Genomic DNA, 15,806 nt, shown 5'->3' with positions numbered 1-15,806 from the left:
CGACCGTCAGGCAACGAGGCGCAAGTTTGCCTTTCCTCGTCGCGCGGTCAGTTGCACCTTGGCAAGGCCGGGCACACTTGCCAAGCGTTCGGCGAGGTCACCATCGATAGAAAATGCCCGCCCCAGGCGCATGACGGGCGGCGCCAGATCGCCGGTGAGCAGCGTGGCCATCACCTCATCGCCCCCTGCGCCGTCTTCACCGAGTTCGATTGCCAACTGGTTCAGCGCGTCGACGCTTTCTACCTCGAGCGTCAGCAACATCGCCATGCTTCCCCGGACGGCATCGAGCGGGACGGCATGCCGCACGGTTATGCGGGGCGGCTCATCGGGGCTCGGACTGTCGAGCTCCACATCGAGCTTCACACAGGTTTGCTTGTCCGCCCATTCAAGGAATCTGTCGACCAGACCTTCTTCAAAGCAGGCGGCGCTGAACTGGCCCGAGCTATCGGAAAAGTCCGCGCGGATAAACGGCTTGCCGCGCTTGGTAGTGCCTTTGCTGGCTCCTTCGACCTGCACCGCCATCACGGCGGTCATCCGTCCGCCACCGGGAACGCCCCCTGTGATCAGAGATGCGTGCGAGCGGGCGCCCTGCGCGCTGGAAATTTCCCGATAAACCGCCGTGGCATGTTCCTTGAACGAAAACCCCATGTTCTCTTTCTCACGGTGACGCGCTTCACTGAGCGACCAGTCCTCGACTTCCTTGAGGCGCAATGTATCCTCGACCGGCGCGGCCTCGCCTCCGAACAATCCACCCTGACCGCTCGACCGCTCGCGCTCCGCGGCATCGGCCACTGCCAAAAGCATGTCGGCATTGGCGAACAGCTTGGCGCGGTTCGGTTCGAATTCGTCGAGCGCCCCGGCACTGATCAACGCCTCCAGCTGGCGAGAATTCATGGAGCCCTTGGGCAGACGCTCGAACAAATCTTTGAGGCTTTTGAAACGCCCTGCAGCCTCGCGCTCGTCGACGATCGCTTCCATAGCTCGCTCGCCGACGTTGCGTATGCCAGCCAATGCATAACGCACTGCATAACCGTCATCGGTTTGCTCGACCGAATACTCCGCTTCCGAATAGTTCAGCGACGGCGGCAAAACCTTGATGCCGCTACGCCGAGCATCGTCAACGAAGATCGCCAGCTTTTCGGATTGATGCATGTCGAAGCACATCGAGGCGGCGTAGAATTCTTCAGGATAGTGCGCCTTCAGCCAAGCCGTCTGATAGGCAAGCAATGCGTACGCTGCGGCGTGAGACTTGTTGAAACCATAGCCCGCGAACTTGTCGATCAGGTCGAACAGCGCGTTGGCCTCGCCCTTGTCGATAGCGGATACTCTCTTGCAGCCATCAACGAAACGTTCGCGCTGCGCATCCATTTCGGCCTGGACTTTTTTACCCATAGCGCGGCGCAGAAGGTCGGCGTCGCCCAGGGAGTATCCTGCAAGGATCTGCGCGGCCTGCATAACCTGTTCCTGATAAACGAAGATCCCGTAGGTTTCGGCCAGAATGCCTTCCAGCTTGGCATGCGGATATTCGATTTCAACCTGACCGGCCTTGCGCTTGCCGAACAGCGGAATGTTATCCATCGGGCCCGGACGATAAAGCGAAACAAGCGCGATGATGTCGCCGAAATTGGTCGGCTTAACCGCCGTCAGCGTACGGCGCATACCTTCCGATTCAAGCTGGAAAACCCCAACTGTATTGCCGCTCTTCATGAGCTCATAGACCTTGGCGTCATCGAGCGGCAGAAGCGAAAGATCGATCTCGATGTCACGCCGTTTGAGCAGGTCGGTCGCCTTCTTGAGAACCGACAGCGTCTTGAGACCGAGAAAGTCGAATTTGACGAGGCCGGAGCTTTCGACATTTTTCATGTCGTATTGCGTAACCGGCATGTCCGACCGCGGGTCGCGATAAAGCGGCACAAGCTGGGCAAGGGGTCGATCACCGATCACCACGCCTGCGGCATGGGTCGAACTGTTACGAGGAAAGCCCTCGAGCTGCATCGCGAGATCGACGAGGCGCTTCACCTCATTGTCGTTGTCGTATTCCCGTTTGAAATCGGCGGCCCCGTTCAGCGCCCTGGGCAGCGTCCAAGGGTCGGTCGGATGGTTCGGCACCATCTTGCAGAGGCGATCCACGTGCCCATAGCTCATCTGCAGGATGCGGCCGGTATCGCGCAGAACGGCGCGCGCCTTCAGTTTACCGAAAGTGATGATCTGAGCGACGTGATCGTGGCCGTATTTCTGCTGGACATAACGGATCACCTCGCCCCGCCGCGTTTCGCAGAAGTCGATATCGAAGTCGGGCATCGAAACGCGTTCGGGGTTGAGAAAACGTTCAAACAGCAGACCGAGCTGGATCGGATCGAGATCCGTGATGGTCAGAGCCCATGCAACGAGGCTACCCGCACCCGAACCACGGCCAGGACCTACCGGAATATCATGGTCCTTGGCCCATTTTATGAAGTCGGCAACGATCAGGAAGTAGCCCGGAAAGCCCATCTGATTGATGATATCAACTTCGAACTTCAGGCGATCGAAATAAATCTTTCGCTGGTCGTCGGACATCTCGCCATACGGTTCGAGACGCGCTTCCAGACCCCTGTGGGCATCTTCCGCCAACATGCGCGCCTCGCCTTCGAGGTCACCTGCAAGGCTGGGCAGGATCGGCTTGCGGTATGGCGGGGCATAGGCACAGCGTTGCGCCACGACGAGCGTGTTCTGAACAGCCTCCGGCAGATCGTCGAAAGCCTCGTCCATCATGTGATAGGTTTTTACATAGCTTTCCGGGTTCGACTTCGCCCGCTCGTCGGCGTCGATATGCGTGGATCCGGCAATGCACAGCATGGCATCATGCGCCTTATGCATGTGCGGCTCTGCAAAATTTGCAGGGTTTGTGGCGACGAGAGGGAGGTCACGGTCGTAGGCCAACTCGACCAGCGCTGCCTCTGCCCGCTCTTCCACCTCGTTACCACGGCGAGCCAACTCGATGTAAAGCCGTTCGGGAAACAACTCCTGAAGTTTTTGCAGCAGGATCTCTGCATGGCTCTGCTGTCCCTCGGCCAGAAGCTTCGTCAGCGCGCCCTCGCTTGCCCCGCTGAATGCTATGAGCCCACCGGTGTGGCCATCAAGATCGGTCAGGCGGACATGGGGTTCGAACTCGAGCGGGCGTTCCAGATGGGCGCGGCTGACGAGATGGCAGAGATTGTCGTACCCCTGCTCGTCCTGCGCGTAGAGTGGCAGGTAGTCGACCTGCTTGCCTTCGCTATCCCGCGCAACACCAAGAAGGGTCCCGATGATCGGCTGGATGCCCTCCGCCTTGCAGGCGTTCGCGAACATGACTGCGCCGTAAAGGCCGTTGCGATCGGCAATGGCGATAGCGGGAAAGCCGCGTTCCTTGGCCAATTTGGCCATCGCCTTCGGGTCAATCGCACCCTCCAGCATGGTGTAGGCGGAGAGGATGCGGAAAGGGACGAAGGGCTTGAACGACATGCACTGCAATATGCGTATTGCAGGCTCGATTCACCAGCCACTTCCGGCCTCACTTCTCCACAGCTCACCGAAAGATCAGAGGAGCTTCTCGATATCCTTTGCAATCGACTTGGGTGCGTCGGTCGGGGCATATCGTTTCACCACATTGCCCTCTCTGTCGATCAGGAACTTGGTAAAATTCCATTTGATTGTCTTCGACCCCATGAGACCGGGTTTTTCGGCCTTCATCCAGTCGAACAAGGGGCTCGCGTCGTCGCCATTCACGTCGACTTTCTCCATGAGGGGAAAGGTCAGCCCGAAGTTCACTTTACAGAATTCTGCAATTTCACTCGGGTTGCCCGGTTCCTGTCCACCAAACTGGTTGCACGGAAAGGCAAGCACTTCGAAACCCTGCTCCCGGTACTGCTGAAATAGTTCTTCGAGCCCCTCGTACTGAGGTGTGAACCCGCACTTACTCGCGGTGTTCACGACAAGAATGATCTTACCCAGCTTCTGCTTCAGATCGATCTGTTCGCCCTTGTAATTTACGACGGTGAAGTCCGCGATGGTTGTCATGGCAGGTCAGTCCTTCGAATCTGAGCTCATGGTAAGGCCGGGGTAAAACATTAACCCGGGAAGTCGTCCCGCGCGGCGAGCGCCTCTATCTCAGCCAGGTCAAGACGATGGTCTCCAGCCTTTTGAATGACGAAGCGGCCCCGCTCAGCGGGAGGATAGGCCATCACTTGCGAGACCATCTGGGCCAGAGTGCCTCCGCGCAATCCCTTGCCGCCGTCCAGAATACCCTGGCCGTCTTCGGCGGAATGAATCTCTGCGCGGTCGTCCCACTGCACGCCCTCGCGGTGGGTATCCTCGCCCTTGAATGTACTTGGATGGTCGGTCATCAAAATCTCCTTTCCCGATCAACGAGCAAAGAGCGATGTGGGTCCTCTATTCGAGCAACCCCTCTATTCGAGCAACCCTTCGTGCAATCGAACCACGCGGTCCATCTTCCGGGCCAGGCGTTCGTTATGCGTCGCGATCAGGGCCGCGCTGCCTTCGCCGCGAACGAGCGACAGGAATTCAGCCAAGACCTTGTCCGACGTCTTTTCATCCAGATTGCCAGTCGGCTCATCCGCGAGCACCAGATCCGGCTTGTTCGCAAGACCTCTGGCTACGGCCACGCGCTGCTGCTCCCCGCCCGAAAGCTGGCTGGGGCGATGGTCGAGCCGATGGCCCAACCCAAGCGCAGTCAACAATTGTTCTGAGCGCGCTTCTGCTTCGGCGCGCGGGGTGCCCGCAACCAGTTGCGGCAGGATCACATTCTCACGCGCATCGAAATCGGGCAGCAAATGGTGGAACTGATAGACGAACCCCAGATGTTCGCGGCGAAGCACGGTGCGCGCGCGCGAATCTGATTTCTCGGCAGATTGACCGCCGATCACGATCTCGCCGCCAAAGCCGCCTTCGAGCAAGCCAACAGCCTGCAACAGGGTCGACTTACCCGAACCCGAAGGGCCAAGAAGGGCTACAATCTCGCCGGGCATAATCGCCAGATCGACCCCGCACAGAACGTCGATCTTTACGCCGCCCTGCTGGAAGCTGCGTGTCAGTCTTTTAAGTTCGACAACTGGTTCCACACCGCGCCTATTCATAACGGAGCACCTGTACCGGATCGGTACTTGCGGCCTTCCATGCAGGGTAAAGGGTTGCAAGGAAGCTCAGCAGAAGCGCGAGCAGCACGATCATGCTGACCTCCATACCGTCTATCTTGGAAGGGATTGTCGTCAGAAAACGATACTGCGGGTCCCAGAGGTTTTGCCCGGTCAGCGCACCGATGACCTCGACGATCTGTTTGCGTCCGGCAAGTATCAGGAAGCCGAATGCAAGTCCGGCCAATGTCCCCATGGCCCCGATCGTAAAGCCCGTTGTCACGAAAATCTTCATCAGGCTCTGCCTGGTCGCGCCCATGGTGCGCATGATAGCGATGTCCCGGGTCTTTGCGCGAACCAGCATGACGAGGCTGGAAAGAATGTTGAATGCCGCAACCAAGACCATGAAACTCAATGCGAACGCCATTGCGGCTCGCTCCACCTGCAAGGCCTCGAACAGGGTCGCGTTTATGGTCTTCCAGTCCGATACCACCGCACGTCCCTGGAGCGAACGCTGTACAGGGGCAAGGATTTCGCCGACCTTGTCGGCATCGTTGACGGTGACCTCGATCATCTGAACGGTATCGCCGAGTAGCAGCAGCGTTTGCGCGTCCTGCATCGGCATGACCACGAAGGCCCCGTCGTAGTCGTAAACGCCGACTTCGAAGATTGCGGCCACTTCGTAACCGACCTGTCTGGGCAGTGTGCCAAATGGAGTGGAACGTCCTTGCGGATTGATGACGGTAATGGTGTCGCCGACGCGCGCACCGATATTTTCCGCGAGGCGAATGCCGATGGCGACCTTTCGCGCTCCAGGCGCAAGCTCATCGATATTGCCGCTCACGACCTTGGACGACAGATTGCGGATGTCCTGCGGGGTGTTGCCGCGCACCAGAATCGCCTCGACCCTTCCGTTGAAACTGGTCAAGAGGGGCTGTTCGATAAGAGGCGAGGCACGCACCACGCCCGGTGTCTGCCGCACTTCCTGAAGGATGTTTTCCCAATCGTCCATGCGCCCGCCGTAGGCCTGAACGATGGCATGGCCATTGAGGCCTACGATCTTGTCCAGCAGTTCTGCGCGAAAGCCATTCATGACGCTCATCACCACGACGAGCATGGCAACAGACAGCATCACGACGCCAATGGAGATGCTCGCGACAAGCGCAATAAATGCCTCGCCCTTGCCCGGAAGCAAGTAGCGTTTGGCGATGGTCCATTCGAAAGGAGAGAGGATCAAGACGTCCCTTGTCTTTGCCTGCAGGTAACAGGCCTGTAGGCAGACGAACCTTTCCGCGCAATGAAATCATGCGGCGGGACAGGTCAACCGTCGCACTGCCCTTGTAATCGACGCGTAACATCGCCATTGGAGCGCGCATCCCGATCAGCCGCGGCAGACAGGCCTTCCGATGAATATTACCCACCCGTTTCTCGACGAGGATGGCGACAAGCTGCGCGAAGAGTGTGGCGTCTTTGGTGCCATCAATGCGACCGATGCCGCTGCCGCTACCGCGCTCGGCCTGCATGCGCTTCAGCACCGCGGTCAGGAAGCTGCCGGCATAACAAGCTTCGACGGCGCCGAATTCTACACGCGCCGCGGCCTAGGTCACGTGGCGGAGAATTTCTCCTCACAAGAGGCAATCGCCGAATTGCCCGGTACGATGGCCGCAGGGCATGTGCGGTATTCGACGACGGGCGGTTCCGGCCTGCGCAACATTCAGCCGCTGTATGCCGATCTTGCGAGCGGCGGTTTCGCTGTGGCGCATAACGGCAATATTTCCAATGCGGGCATGCTCCGCGAAGATCTCGTCCGGCGTGGGTCGATTTTCCAATCGACCAGCGATACCGAAGTGATCATCCATCTCGTGGCAACCAGTCGTTATCCGACGACGATGGACCGGCTGATCGATGCCCTGCGTCTGCTCGAAGGCGCTTACGCGCTTATCGTCATGACTCCGGAAGGAATGATCGCCTGTCGCGACCCGCTCGGCATTCGTCCTTTGCAGATGGGCCGGATGGGCGATGCGACCGTCTTCGCTTCCGAAACAGTCGCCTTCGACGTCGTCGGTGCGCAATTCGTCCGCCAGGTCGAGCCAGGCGAAGTGATCAAGGTGGGTTTCGATGGCAACGTCGATTCGCTTCATCCCTTTGGCAATTACGCCCCACGGCCCTGCATTTTCGAGCATGTCTACTTCAGCCGTCCGGACTCAGTGTTCGACGGGCGCAGCATCTACGAAGCGCGCAAGGCCATCGGCGCAGAGCTGGCTCGGGAAAAGCCGATCGAAGCTGATCTCGTCATTCCCGTGCCCGACAGCGGCGTTCCGGCAGCCATCGGTTATGCGCAGGAATCTGGAATTCCTTTCGAGCTTGGGATCATCCGTTCGCACTACGTTGGACGCACCTTCATCCAGCCTAGCGACGGCGCCCGCCATGCCGGGGTCAAACGCAAGCACAATGCCAACCGGGCTCTTGTAGAAGGCAAGCGGATCGTGCTCATCGACGACAGCATCGTTCGTGGCACCACCAGCCTGCAGATCGTGGAGATGATGCGCGATGCTGGGGCTACGGAAGTTCACTTCCGCGTGGCGAGCCCACCGACGGCACACAGCTGCTTCTATGGTGTCGATACGCCTGAACGCAGCAAGTTGCTGGCAGCACGCATGGATGTCGAACCCATGCGCGAATTTATCAAGGCCGATAGCCTGGCCTTCGTGTCGATCGACGGGCTTTACCGTGCGGTTGGTGAAAAGCCGCGTAATTCCGCCTGCCCACAATTCTGCGATGCTTGTTTCACGGGCGATTATCCGACCTCGTTGACCGATCTGTCGCGGCGCGAGGATCGACAGCAGCAACTTGCGTTCCCGGCGGAGCAGGTCGCCTGATGACCAAACCGATGGAAAACCGCCTCGCGCTGGTAACGGGGGCCAGCAAAGGCATCGGCGCTGCGACCGCCACTGCACTCGCTTCAGCCGGGGCGCATGTGGTCCTCACCGGACGCGATGTCCGCGCTTTGGAAAAAGTGGAAGACTCCATTCACGAAGCCGGTGGCGCTTCGACAATCGCGCCGGTCGATCTGGCTGAAAGTGACGGAATTGCGCGCCTAGCCTCGGCGATCGGCAGCCGGTGGGATAGGCTCGACTATCTTGTTCTGTCAGCAGCTTATCTGCCAACCCTTACACCGGTTACGCAAATCGATGGGAAGCAGTTGAGCCAGGCGCTGACAGTGAATTTCCTTGCCTCCCAAGCACTACTCGCCAATTTCGATCCGCTGTTGAAGCGCGCCGACGCAGGGCGGGTTATAGGCCTGACAAGCAGCGTCGGTGCATCCCCGCGCGCGTACTGGTCCGCCTACGCATCCACCAAGGCCGCGTTCGACAATCTGCTCGAAAGCTATGCGCAGGAGGTCGAGAAGATTTCGAAGGTACGCGTGGCCGTGCTCGATCCTGGCGCGACTCGTACCGAAATGCGCGCGAAGGCTTATCCGGGTGAGGATCCGAAAACGGTAAAGGCGCCCGAAGAGGTTGCAAAGCGCTTGGTCGAGTTACTCGTTAACGATTTCGAGGGCTTCCACCGAGAGCGCGTCGAAGGCTGAATTAACCAGCCGTCCTAACGAATTTGCAACCCTGATACGCGATATTCGATAGTGCGCGTCGCGTATACGCGAGACGTTTCGATTTCGAATTTACCGCGGAAGGGCGAAAGCCATGATCCACCATACACACGACCGCTACTCCTTCGTAGCGCAGGAAGATCGCTGTGCTCCGCGTACGAAGCTCACCATCCCGGGCCAGTTGCGTGCTAGCGGCGGGCGGGCGTTTCAGACCGTTGTGCACGACCTCTCGATTTCGGGGTTTTCGGCGGCAGCACTCAATCGCATGCACGAAGGGCAGCTTTGCTGGCTTACCCTTCCCGGTCTGGAATCGCTGCAGGCGCAGGTTGTCTGGTGGGAAAGCTGCATGGTCGGCTGCGCTTTCAGCGAATTGCTGAGCCCGATTGTCCATGAGTCCATTCTTGCCCGGTATAGCGGCGACGGAGCTTACCGCTCCTACTGACATTCCGCTGCGAGTATAGCGAGTAGCACGTTGGGCGCCCCATCCGATGATCGGACAGGGATCTATCCGAATGGCGAGCGATGACGGCGCGCCCCGAGGCCACCGTCATCATTCTTCGCCGATCTATTCCTCAAGTGCTTCGGTGATTTTTCCAACCAACTCCCGAAATCCTTCTCGGTCGGTTCTGCTGGTCGCGGTCTCCCAGTTGCTCACAACCGCAACGACCAGCTTCTCTTTTGGTACGATCGTAATGGCCTGACCAAAAATACCCTGTGCGCCGTAATTGCCGCCTGGATAAGTCCACCACTGATATCCGTAGCCGAAACCTGGAGCTTGGGGACCAAAGTTGACCAGCGGCGATCCGGCGGTGACAAACCAGCCTTCGGGCACCACTCCTTTGCCTCCCTCGAGTGCAAACTGGCCCATTCGTGCATAATCGGCGAGCCGCAACGAAAGGCAACAACCGCCGATATTTCCGCCGGTCAGATCCTGCATCCAGAATAGGCCACCTTCGAAACCGGCCGGCTCAACGATCTTTTCCGCTGCATAGGCCGCGAGGGACTTGCCAGTCGCCTCTTCCACGATCAGCCCAAGAAGGTTGGTTTCGAGGGTCTTGTAGACCCATTTCTCGCCCGCAGGCGCTTCGCGCTGGAGTGTGCGGGCGTAGGTAACAGCCTGCGATTCGCCAGCTACTGGCGTGATGCCGAGCATCTTGGCAACATCGCTGTCGGGGTCGCTGTAATCCTCGTTCCACGCCACCCCCGAGGTCATCGTCGCGATCTGGCCGACGGTTACGCCTTCATACGCCGTGCCAGCGAGGGCCGGAATGATCTGGGTAACGGGAGTATCGATGCTTTCGATAAAGCCATCCTTGATCGCCGCGCCCAGCAGAGTCGATGTGAAGCTCTTTGCAACCGAAAAGCTGGTCCAGCGCCCGCTTGGACCGAAACCAAGACCGTAATCTTCGAACACGATCTTTCCATCTTTCAGCACCATAAACCCGGCAGCGTGACTGCTCGTCATATAGGTTCGGATCGAACTCTGAAGCGTGTCCGGCAAGGTCTGTGTCGAACGTGGCAAAGGGCGTGGGACAGATGCCGGAGCAACTTCGAGACCGGGGAAGTGCGCCTCCATGGCGCGAAAGGCTTCAGATCGGCGGTCGTCGCTCCAGAACAGTATGGAATCGCTTGGATCCAGGCTCGCCATATGCTCGGGCGTCGACTGCGTAACTGTTGGCGTTTGTGCTGCCGAGCCAAGCGTATCGGTATTAGTCGAAACGCAGCCGGCCAGCGCCAATGCGGCAGTCGAAATCAAGAGCCGTTTCATTTGTCTTCTCCCTGTTTGACTAGCGTGACCTGGTGCACGTCGATCCCGCCACCACGAAAACCACCTTCGCAATATTGCAGATAATACCGCCACAGATCGCAGAACCCATCATCAAACCCTTGCGGCAGCCGCCCTTCTGCCTGCGCGGCATCGAAGTTGTGACGCCACTCCTTCAGCGTTTCGGCGTAGTCCAGACCGAAGTCTTTCTGATCCTGCCACGACAAGCCTCGCTGTTCGGCAAGTTGCCGGAACTCGCTGGTTCTGATGAGAAGACCGCCGGGGAATATATAGGCCTGAATGAAGTCCGCGCTTTTCGCGTAGTCTTCGAACAGGTCGTCGCGCATCGAGATGTACTGGATGGCCGCCCGGCCACCCGGTTTCAGATTCCGCGCCACGCAATCCATGAAGGTGGGCCAGTATTCACGCCCAAGCGCTTCGACCATTTCGACGCTGACGATGGCGTCATATTGCCCGGCGGTATCGCGATAATCCTGCTTGCGGAAATCCACTGCGACGTCGTGATGGTCGCGCGCCCATGTCAGTTGCTCATCGGACAAACTGATCGCGGTGACAGAAGCGCCTCGAGAGGCAAGATGCGCGGCGAGCGCACCCCATCCACACCCTATCTCAAGCACTTTCGGCGCGTCGTTGATGCGCGACGCCAGTGCATCCCATTTACGCCGCTGCGCCGGTTCAAGCCCGTCGTCGCGCAACTCTAGAGCGGATGAGTAACTCATCGTCGCGTCGAGCCATGCCTGGTAGAAGTCGTTCCCCAGATCGTAATGCGCGCTGATGTTTTTCTGCGCGCCTTCATGGGTGTTTCGATTGATCAGATGGGCCAGCTTAAGCGCATGGCGAAAAGGGCCCTTGGCGCGCGCCGTATCGCCCAGACGCCCTGCATGCTGCATGAAAAGCGCGAAGAGCGGAACCGGATCCGGGCTCCACCATTCACCCGCTTCCCAAGCCTGGTACCAGCCGACCGAGCCATTGCTGGCGAGACGAACGAGAGCGTTCCAGCTGCGCAGCTGCACTTCGCAGTCGAAGCCTGGGGCACGGCCGCCGAGCACGCGACGAGTTCCATCCGGCAAAACACCGTAAATTGCACCGGAAGTCAGCGCGGCGTCTATCCGGTCCAGTATCTTGCCGAACCCCGGCGCGGTGATCCTGGCAAGCCAACCGGGCTTGCGCGCAAAACGCTGGGATCCGGAAAGCAGCTCGCGGCCGCGCTGGGTTGTCGGCATGTCCATCGCCGGTCCTATGGCGCGTCCGGCCGTCCCGCTCAAGCATCACTTGGCCGCGCGATACGCCTCCAGTGCCCGTTCGCGCGCCTCCTTGTGACCAATCATCTTGGACGGATAATCTCCGCGCTTTTCATCGGGCGGATCGTGAACACAATCGTCGGACAGGTCAGCCAGTTCGGGCACATACTCCCGGATATAATCTGCTGAGTTGAATTTCTCGCTTTGTGTGAGCGGCGCCATGATCCGCACGAACATATTGCTGTCCACCCCGGTACCGGAAATCCACTGCCAGTTGACGCCGTTGTTGCCGTAGTCCGCATCGACGAGACAGTCCCAGAACCATTGTTCTCCGTAACGCCAATCGATCAGCAGGTGTTTCACCAGAAAGCTTGCCGCGATCATCCGGACACGGTTGTGCATCCAGCCGGTCTTCCAAAGCTGTCGCATGCCGGCATCGACGATCGGATAACCAGTCATGCCCTTCTGCCAGCATTCCAGATCCTCTTCGATCAGGTGCCCCGCGTCCGGGTTGCGCCACAATTTGCGCTCATCGTAATCGCGGTAACTTTCGCGCGGATAGTCGGGGAATTGATCGATCACATTCTGCGCATAATCGCGCCAGATCAGCTCCTTCGCAAACGTACGCCATCCGTCGGAGCGCTTATCCTTGAGCTTGTGCCAGACCTGCGCCGGACTGATCTCGCCCCAGTGGAGGTGCGGCGACAGGCGGGAGGTAATGTCCTGCGAAGGCAGGTTCCGCCCCTCGTCGTAATCGGCCACTTCGTTGGCCCACCAATCGAGCCGATCGTGCGCTGCGGTCTCGCCAAAATCCCAGAAGTCGGTGATCCCGCCCGCCCAGTCTGGCTTTGCGGGCAGCAATTGCCAGTCATGCAGATCGGCACTGTCTGGCCAGCTATCGGGCGAATGAATCGTGCCTGGTTCCGGCAACGGATCGCGCGGCGGCATGACGTCAAGCATCGCCTTCGAAAAGGGCGTATAGATCTTGTACGGGCTTCCCGAACCGGTCGTCACACTACCAGGGGGAAGAAGATAGTTGCCGTCGTAGAGACAGAGCTTGCAATCGTCCCCTAGCGCATCGCGCAGTTCGTCCTCTGCCTCTTTCCACCAGGGTTCGTAATGGCGCATTGCATGGATGCAGGCCGCACCCATTTCATCGGCCAACGCGGCGAGCACCTGCGGTGCATCACCCCGGCGCAGCACGATGCGCGAACGATGCGCTCCCAAGCTGCGCGCCAAACTATCTAGCGAGTGATGCAGCCAGACCCTGCTCGCCCCGCCATAGGCATGGTCCCCGGCCCGATCGTCATCCAGAACATAGACCGGGACGACCGGACCGGCTTGGGCGGCGGCGTGGAAAGCGGGCTGATCGGCCAGACGCAAGTCGCGCCGAAGCCACACAATCTGAACAGAACTCATGCCTGCGGAACCCGGATCACGGCGCGCTTGTTCCTGACTGCATGAGCGACATCATTCACGATTCCGAGCATCTGGCCGCCGAAACTGTTGTTCTGCCGGAGCGCGGCTTCACGATTGACCGTGGCAAAGCCTTGTTGGCGGCAGCAATACTGTGGGTCGGCTGGGCGCTCATGGTCTATCTGGTCACACATGCACAGACCGGCGCATTCGATGAGTGGGGCCTTCATCTGTATCGTACCGGCGCCGCACTGGAACCCATCGGCAGTCCACGCATCCACGAGGCAGTCCGCGACGTGACTTCCCTGGGCGGCATCTTCCTGAGCACTCTGATAGTGATCGGCGCGGTAACGGCATTGCTGTTCCTGAGCTTGCGACGCGAGGCGTTCCTGTTCGCGGCGACCGTCTTTCTTGGCTGGATGCTCAACAATGTCATGAAATGGCTGATCGGGCGGCCACGCCCGGAAATCGTGCCACACCTGACCGAGGCTGGCGGCAACAGTTTCCCGAGCGGGCACAGCTTCGGATCGGCCATGATCTATATCGGTATGGCGCTGGCCTTCGCGTCGCTCAGCAACCGGCATTCGGTGCGCTATACACTGGTTGGCGCGGCGATGATCATATCTGCGATGATCGCCTGGAGCCGCGTGATGCTTGGCGTGCACTATCCGAGCGATGTCGTTGCTGGATGGATGGGCGGTGCTGCCTGGGCGTTCACGGCTGCCGCGCTGCTATATCGTCCGGTACGGGCAGTGGCGGATCACGAGTTGGGGGAGCCGAGCCCCCAGACCGTTCGTTGAAATAGCTGCTGCATACCTCCTGCGGCAGCGGAACGGAAAAGCGACCGGCGGCGCGCGGGTCCGTGAACCTTGCATCACGTAAGGTTAGTGACCCGTCGCTGCCCTGCTCGATAAAAGGGGTGCGCGACCAGAACAGAAATGCACCGACCTGGCTGTCGGTCTTGGCCAGTTCCGCCAGTTGACAGGACGGAAGGTAGACATCACCCAGATGTTCCACCTTCTGGCTGGCGGACGACCCCGAAAATCGTGGCAGGATTTCATATCTACCATTGGGATCGGGAAAGATGATATCCCTTTGCCAGAATGCGAACGGCACCGGTGAGGCGATCGGCTTGCCATAAGCGACGTTGAGATTGCCGAGTTCGCTCATGGAACGCGACGTAGCCCAGTTGCCGCCGATATAGGCCAGCGCGATCACTATCCCCAATTGGGCGGGCTGCATCCAGTTTCCACCGCGCTTCTCACGGCGAAGCGAAAACCACAGGGTGAAGCCCATAAGAGCCCACAACCACACATCGATGATGAACAGCGTATCACCGTAAAACCAGCGGTGGCTGAAGGGTTCGAGCAGGCGAATGCCGTATGAGTTCAGCCAGTCGAACGCCGGATGCGTCAAGCAACCGATAAGACTGAGCAGATAAAGCCATTTGAAATTCACCGGTCGCCGCGCGGCTGGCCGCCTGCCACGCCTTGCCTGCCAGCGATCAAAACCCCAGAGCAATCCAGCGAGGATCAGTGGCAGAAGCACCAAGGCGGGCGGACCGTGGGTAATACCACGGCGAAAGCCGAGATGTTCGACACCATCGAGCCAGAAAAAACAGGCCGCATCCACATCAGGCAGGTTCGCGCCGATGATCAGTGCGGGCATGGCCAGACCCGTCTTCTTCTTGAGACCTGCCTGACCGAGCAATGCCCCGACCAAGCTGTGCGTCAGATTATCCATCGGCGTTCAGATCAAGATTCGCGGGCATTTTCCCGCCGCAGGTTGACGGAGTTGACACAGTCCTGATGCAGGATTCCCCCCCACCAAATTTGGACGCAGGAGCCCTGCCCTTACGGACATATTCGCCAGAACATGACTGAAAGAAAACCATATCCAAGCGCGTAACTGGTACGCTGCAAGTAGGAAAGACACAAAACGGGGCGACGAAATATCGCCGCCCCGCAGTAAATCGGCTTCGATTCAATATTTACATGCTGGAAGAACCCGGCGTGCGCGAGCTGTCCCGGGCAGCCGAGAATTCGCCGTCGCTAAGGTAGCTGTCGCCATCTTCATCGAAGTAGAAGAATGTCTGTCCCGCTTCGTTGATCTGTGCCGTCGTAATGTAAGGCTTCGTCTGATCGTTGGAGACAGGTGTATTCGGATTGGCGGGTACAGCCCAAATCGCATATTCCGCAACCGACAGCTTCCCGTCCGAATTACGGTCAAGATAGGCAAAATCCATTTCCGAGCGCGGCGGTATCGGGTTCACGTTCGCATCATCGCTGGACTGCGACGCGTCCATAGAAGGACTGCTGTCACTTTCGCTCGCGCTGGCCATTTCCGCGTCGCGATTGGCGTCATATTCGTCGCTCACAGCCTGGCGGTCCATGGCATCATATGCAGTCTGCTGATTTTCGGACAGTTCGCCGCCTACTGGCATCGCGTCATCTGCCATCATGCCCGTTTCGGTCGCCATTTCGGGTGTGTCGGTAACGGCCGTCTCATCGGCGTCGTTATCCGCACAGGCGGAAAGGGCCAGGGCAGCACTGGTCAGGGCGAGAATAGTGAGATTTTTCAAAACGTCCTCCTGTTCTAGAGATCGTCGCAAAACGCGACGTCTTCACCTTCCCAACGGGACAGGA

The 15,806-nt window shown here is 59.0% G+C and carries 14 protein-coding genes; 4 read left to right on the top strand and 10 right to left on the bottom strand.

The features are described from left to right. Positions 1 to 6 precede the first annotated feature (6 nt). From dnaE to KYK83_RS09405, 5 genes are all read right to left on the bottom strand, one after another. On the bottom strand, positions 7 to 3,483 hold the full coding sequence (gene dnaE, locus KYK83_RS09425; RefSeq protein WP_222828038.1) for a DNA polymerase III subunit alpha: 3,477 nt from the start codon (positions 3,481 to 3,483) through the stop codon (positions 7 to 9). 75 nt (positions 3,484 to 3,558) lie between these two features. Next, entirely contained in the window at positions 3,559 to 4,038 is a 480-nt protein-coding gene (locus KYK83_RS09420; protein WP_222828037.1) for a glutathione peroxidase, read from the bottom strand. A gap of 50 nt (positions 4,039 to 4,088) precedes the next feature. After that, a complete protein-coding gene (locus KYK83_RS09415; protein WP_103023710.1) occupies positions 4,089 to 4,364 on the bottom strand; it encodes a hypothetical protein in 276 nt (91 codons plus the stop codon). Positions 4,365 to 4,427: 63 nt separating this feature from the next. Further along, positions 4,428 to 5,114: an ABC transporter ATP-binding protein gene (locus tag KYK83_RS09410; RefSeq protein ID WP_222828036.1), complete on the bottom strand. Its 687-nt coding sequence runs from the start codon at positions 5,112 to 5,114 to the stop codon at positions 4,428 to 4,430. Beyond that, positions 5,107 to 6,348 (bottom strand): lipoprotein-releasing ABC transporter permease subunit, encoded by a 1,242-nt coding sequence (locus KYK83_RS09405; protein ID WP_222828035.1) that lies wholly within the window; start codon positions 6,346 to 6,348, stop codon positions 5,107 to 5,109. The genes KYK83_RS09410 and KYK83_RS09405 overlap by 8 nt, the downstream gene beginning before the upstream one ends. A 169-nt stretch (positions 6,349 to 6,517) precedes the next feature. Here KYK83_RS09405 and purF point away from each other — a divergent pair, with 169 nt between their 5' ends. The 3 genes from purF (at position 6,518) to KYK83_RS09390 (ending at position 9,160) form a co-directional block, all read left to right on the top strand. Further along, positions 6,518 to 7,990 (top strand): amidophosphoribosyltransferase, encoded by a 1,473-nt coding sequence (gene purF, locus KYK83_RS09400; protein ID WP_103023707.1) that lies wholly within the window; start codon positions 6,518 to 6,520, stop codon positions 7,988 to 7,990. Then, on the top strand, positions 7,990 to 8,700 hold the full coding sequence (locus tag KYK83_RS09395; RefSeq protein WP_221598313.1) for an SDR family NAD(P)-dependent oxidoreductase: 711 nt from the start codon (positions 7,990 to 7,992) through the stop codon (positions 8,698 to 8,700). The genes purF and KYK83_RS09395 overlap by 1 nt, the downstream gene beginning before the upstream one ends. A gap of 112 nt (positions 8,701 to 8,812) precedes the next feature. Next, a complete protein-coding gene (locus KYK83_RS09390; RefSeq protein ID WP_221598312.1) occupies positions 8,813 to 9,160 on the top strand; it encodes a PilZ domain-containing protein in 348 nt (115 codons plus the stop codon). A 123-nt stretch (positions 9,161 to 9,283) separates the two neighbouring features. Here KYK83_RS09390 and KYK83_RS09385 read toward each other — a convergent pair whose 3' ends face one another. The 3 genes from KYK83_RS09385 to KYK83_RS09375 are packed head-to-tail and all read right to left on the bottom strand — an operon-like array spanning position 9,284 to position 13,164. Beyond that, complete coding sequence (locus tag KYK83_RS09385) at positions 9,284 to 10,486, bottom strand: serine hydrolase domain-containing protein (RefSeq protein WP_222828034.1); 1,203 nt, start codon at positions 10,484 to 10,486, stop codon at positions 9,284 to 9,286. After that, positions 10,483 to 11,733, bottom strand: coding sequence for an SAM-dependent methyltransferase (locus KYK83_RS09380; protein WP_222828033.1), 1,251 nt, complete (start codon positions 11,731 to 11,733; stop codon positions 10,483 to 10,485). The genes KYK83_RS09385 and KYK83_RS09380 overlap by 4 nt, the downstream gene beginning before the upstream one ends. Positions 11,734 to 11,772: 39 nt before the next feature. Further along, positions 11,773 to 13,164, bottom strand: a complete 1,392-nt coding sequence (locus KYK83_RS09375) for a cryptochrome/photolyase family protein (RefSeq protein ID WP_222828032.1) — start codon at positions 13,162 to 13,164, stop codon at positions 11,773 to 11,775. Positions 13,165 to 13,205: 41 nt separating this feature from the next. Between KYK83_RS09375 and KYK83_RS09370 the strand changes: the two genes are divergently transcribed. After that, positions 13,206 to 13,961, top strand: a complete 756-nt coding sequence (locus KYK83_RS09370) for a phosphatase PAP2 family protein (protein WP_222828031.1) — start codon at positions 13,206 to 13,208, stop codon at positions 13,959 to 13,961. Here the strand turns inward: KYK83_RS09370 and KYK83_RS09365 are convergent. Next, positions 13,876 to 14,904, bottom strand: a complete 1,029-nt coding sequence (locus KYK83_RS09365; RefSeq protein ID WP_222828030.1) for a metal-dependent hydrolase — start codon at positions 14,902 to 14,904, stop codon at positions 13,876 to 13,878. The genes KYK83_RS09370 and KYK83_RS09365 overlap by 86 nt on opposite strands. A 247-nt stretch (positions 14,905 to 15,151) precedes the next feature. Further along, the gene (locus tag KYK83_RS09360; protein ID WP_222828029.1) at positions 15,152 to 15,742 is read right to left on the bottom strand and encodes a hypothetical protein; all 591 of its coding nucleotides are present in this window, start codon (positions 15,740 to 15,742) and stop codon (positions 15,152 to 15,154) included. Positions 15,743 to 15,806: the final 64 nt, after the last annotated feature.

The organism is Qipengyuania pacifica, assembly GCF_019857205.1.
In the GTDB taxonomy this organism is placed as follows: Bacteria; Pseudomonadota; Alphaproteobacteria; order Sphingomonadales; family Sphingomonadaceae; genus Qipengyuania; species Qipengyuania pacifica.
This window is presented reverse-complemented; position numbering and strand designations above follow the sequence as displayed.

Coding starts and splice junctions, on each gene's coding strand:
- dnaE (WP_222828038.1), bottom strand. CDS start 3,483: ATGTCGTTCAAGCCCTTCGTCCCTTTCCGCATCCTCTCCGCCTACACC.
- KYK83_RS09420 (WP_222828037.1), bottom strand. CDS start 4,038: ATGACAACCATCGCGGACTTCACCGTCGTAAATTACAAGGGCGAACAG.
- KYK83_RS09415 (WP_103023710.1), bottom strand. CDS start 4,364: ATGACCGACCATCCAAGTACATTCAAGGGCGAGGATACCCACCGCGAG.
- KYK83_RS09410 (WP_222828036.1), bottom strand. CDS start 5,114: ATGAATAGGCGCGGTGTGGAACCAGTTGTCGAACTTAAAAGACTGACA.
- purF (WP_103023707.1), top strand. CDS start 6,518: ATGAATATTACCCACCCGTTTCTCGACGAGGATGGCGACAAGCTGCGC.
- KYK83_RS09395 (WP_221598313.1), top strand. CDS start 7,990: ATGACCAAACCGATGGAAAACCGCCTCGCGCTGGTAACGGGGGCCAGC.
- KYK83_RS09390 (WP_221598312.1), top strand. CDS start 8,813: ATGATCCACCATACACACGACCGCTACTCCTTCGTAGCGCAGGAAGAT.
- KYK83_RS09385 (WP_222828034.1), bottom strand. CDS start 10,486: ATGAAACGGCTCTTGATTTCGACTGCCGCATTGGCGCTGGCCGGCTGC.
- KYK83_RS09380 (WP_222828033.1), bottom strand. CDS start 11,733: ATGGACATGCCGACAACCCAGCGCGGCCGCGAGCTGCTTTCCGGATCC.
- KYK83_RS09375 (WP_222828032.1), bottom strand. CDS start 13,164: ATGAGTTCTGTTCAGATTGTGTGGCTTCGGCGCGACTTGCGTCTGGCC.
- KYK83_RS09370 (WP_222828031.1), top strand. CDS start 13,206: ATGAGCGACATCATTCACGATTCCGAGCATCTGGCCGCCGAAACTGTT.
- KYK83_RS09365 (WP_222828030.1), bottom strand. CDS start 14,904: ATGGATAATCTGACGCACAGCTTGGTCGGGGCATTGCTCGGTCAGGCA.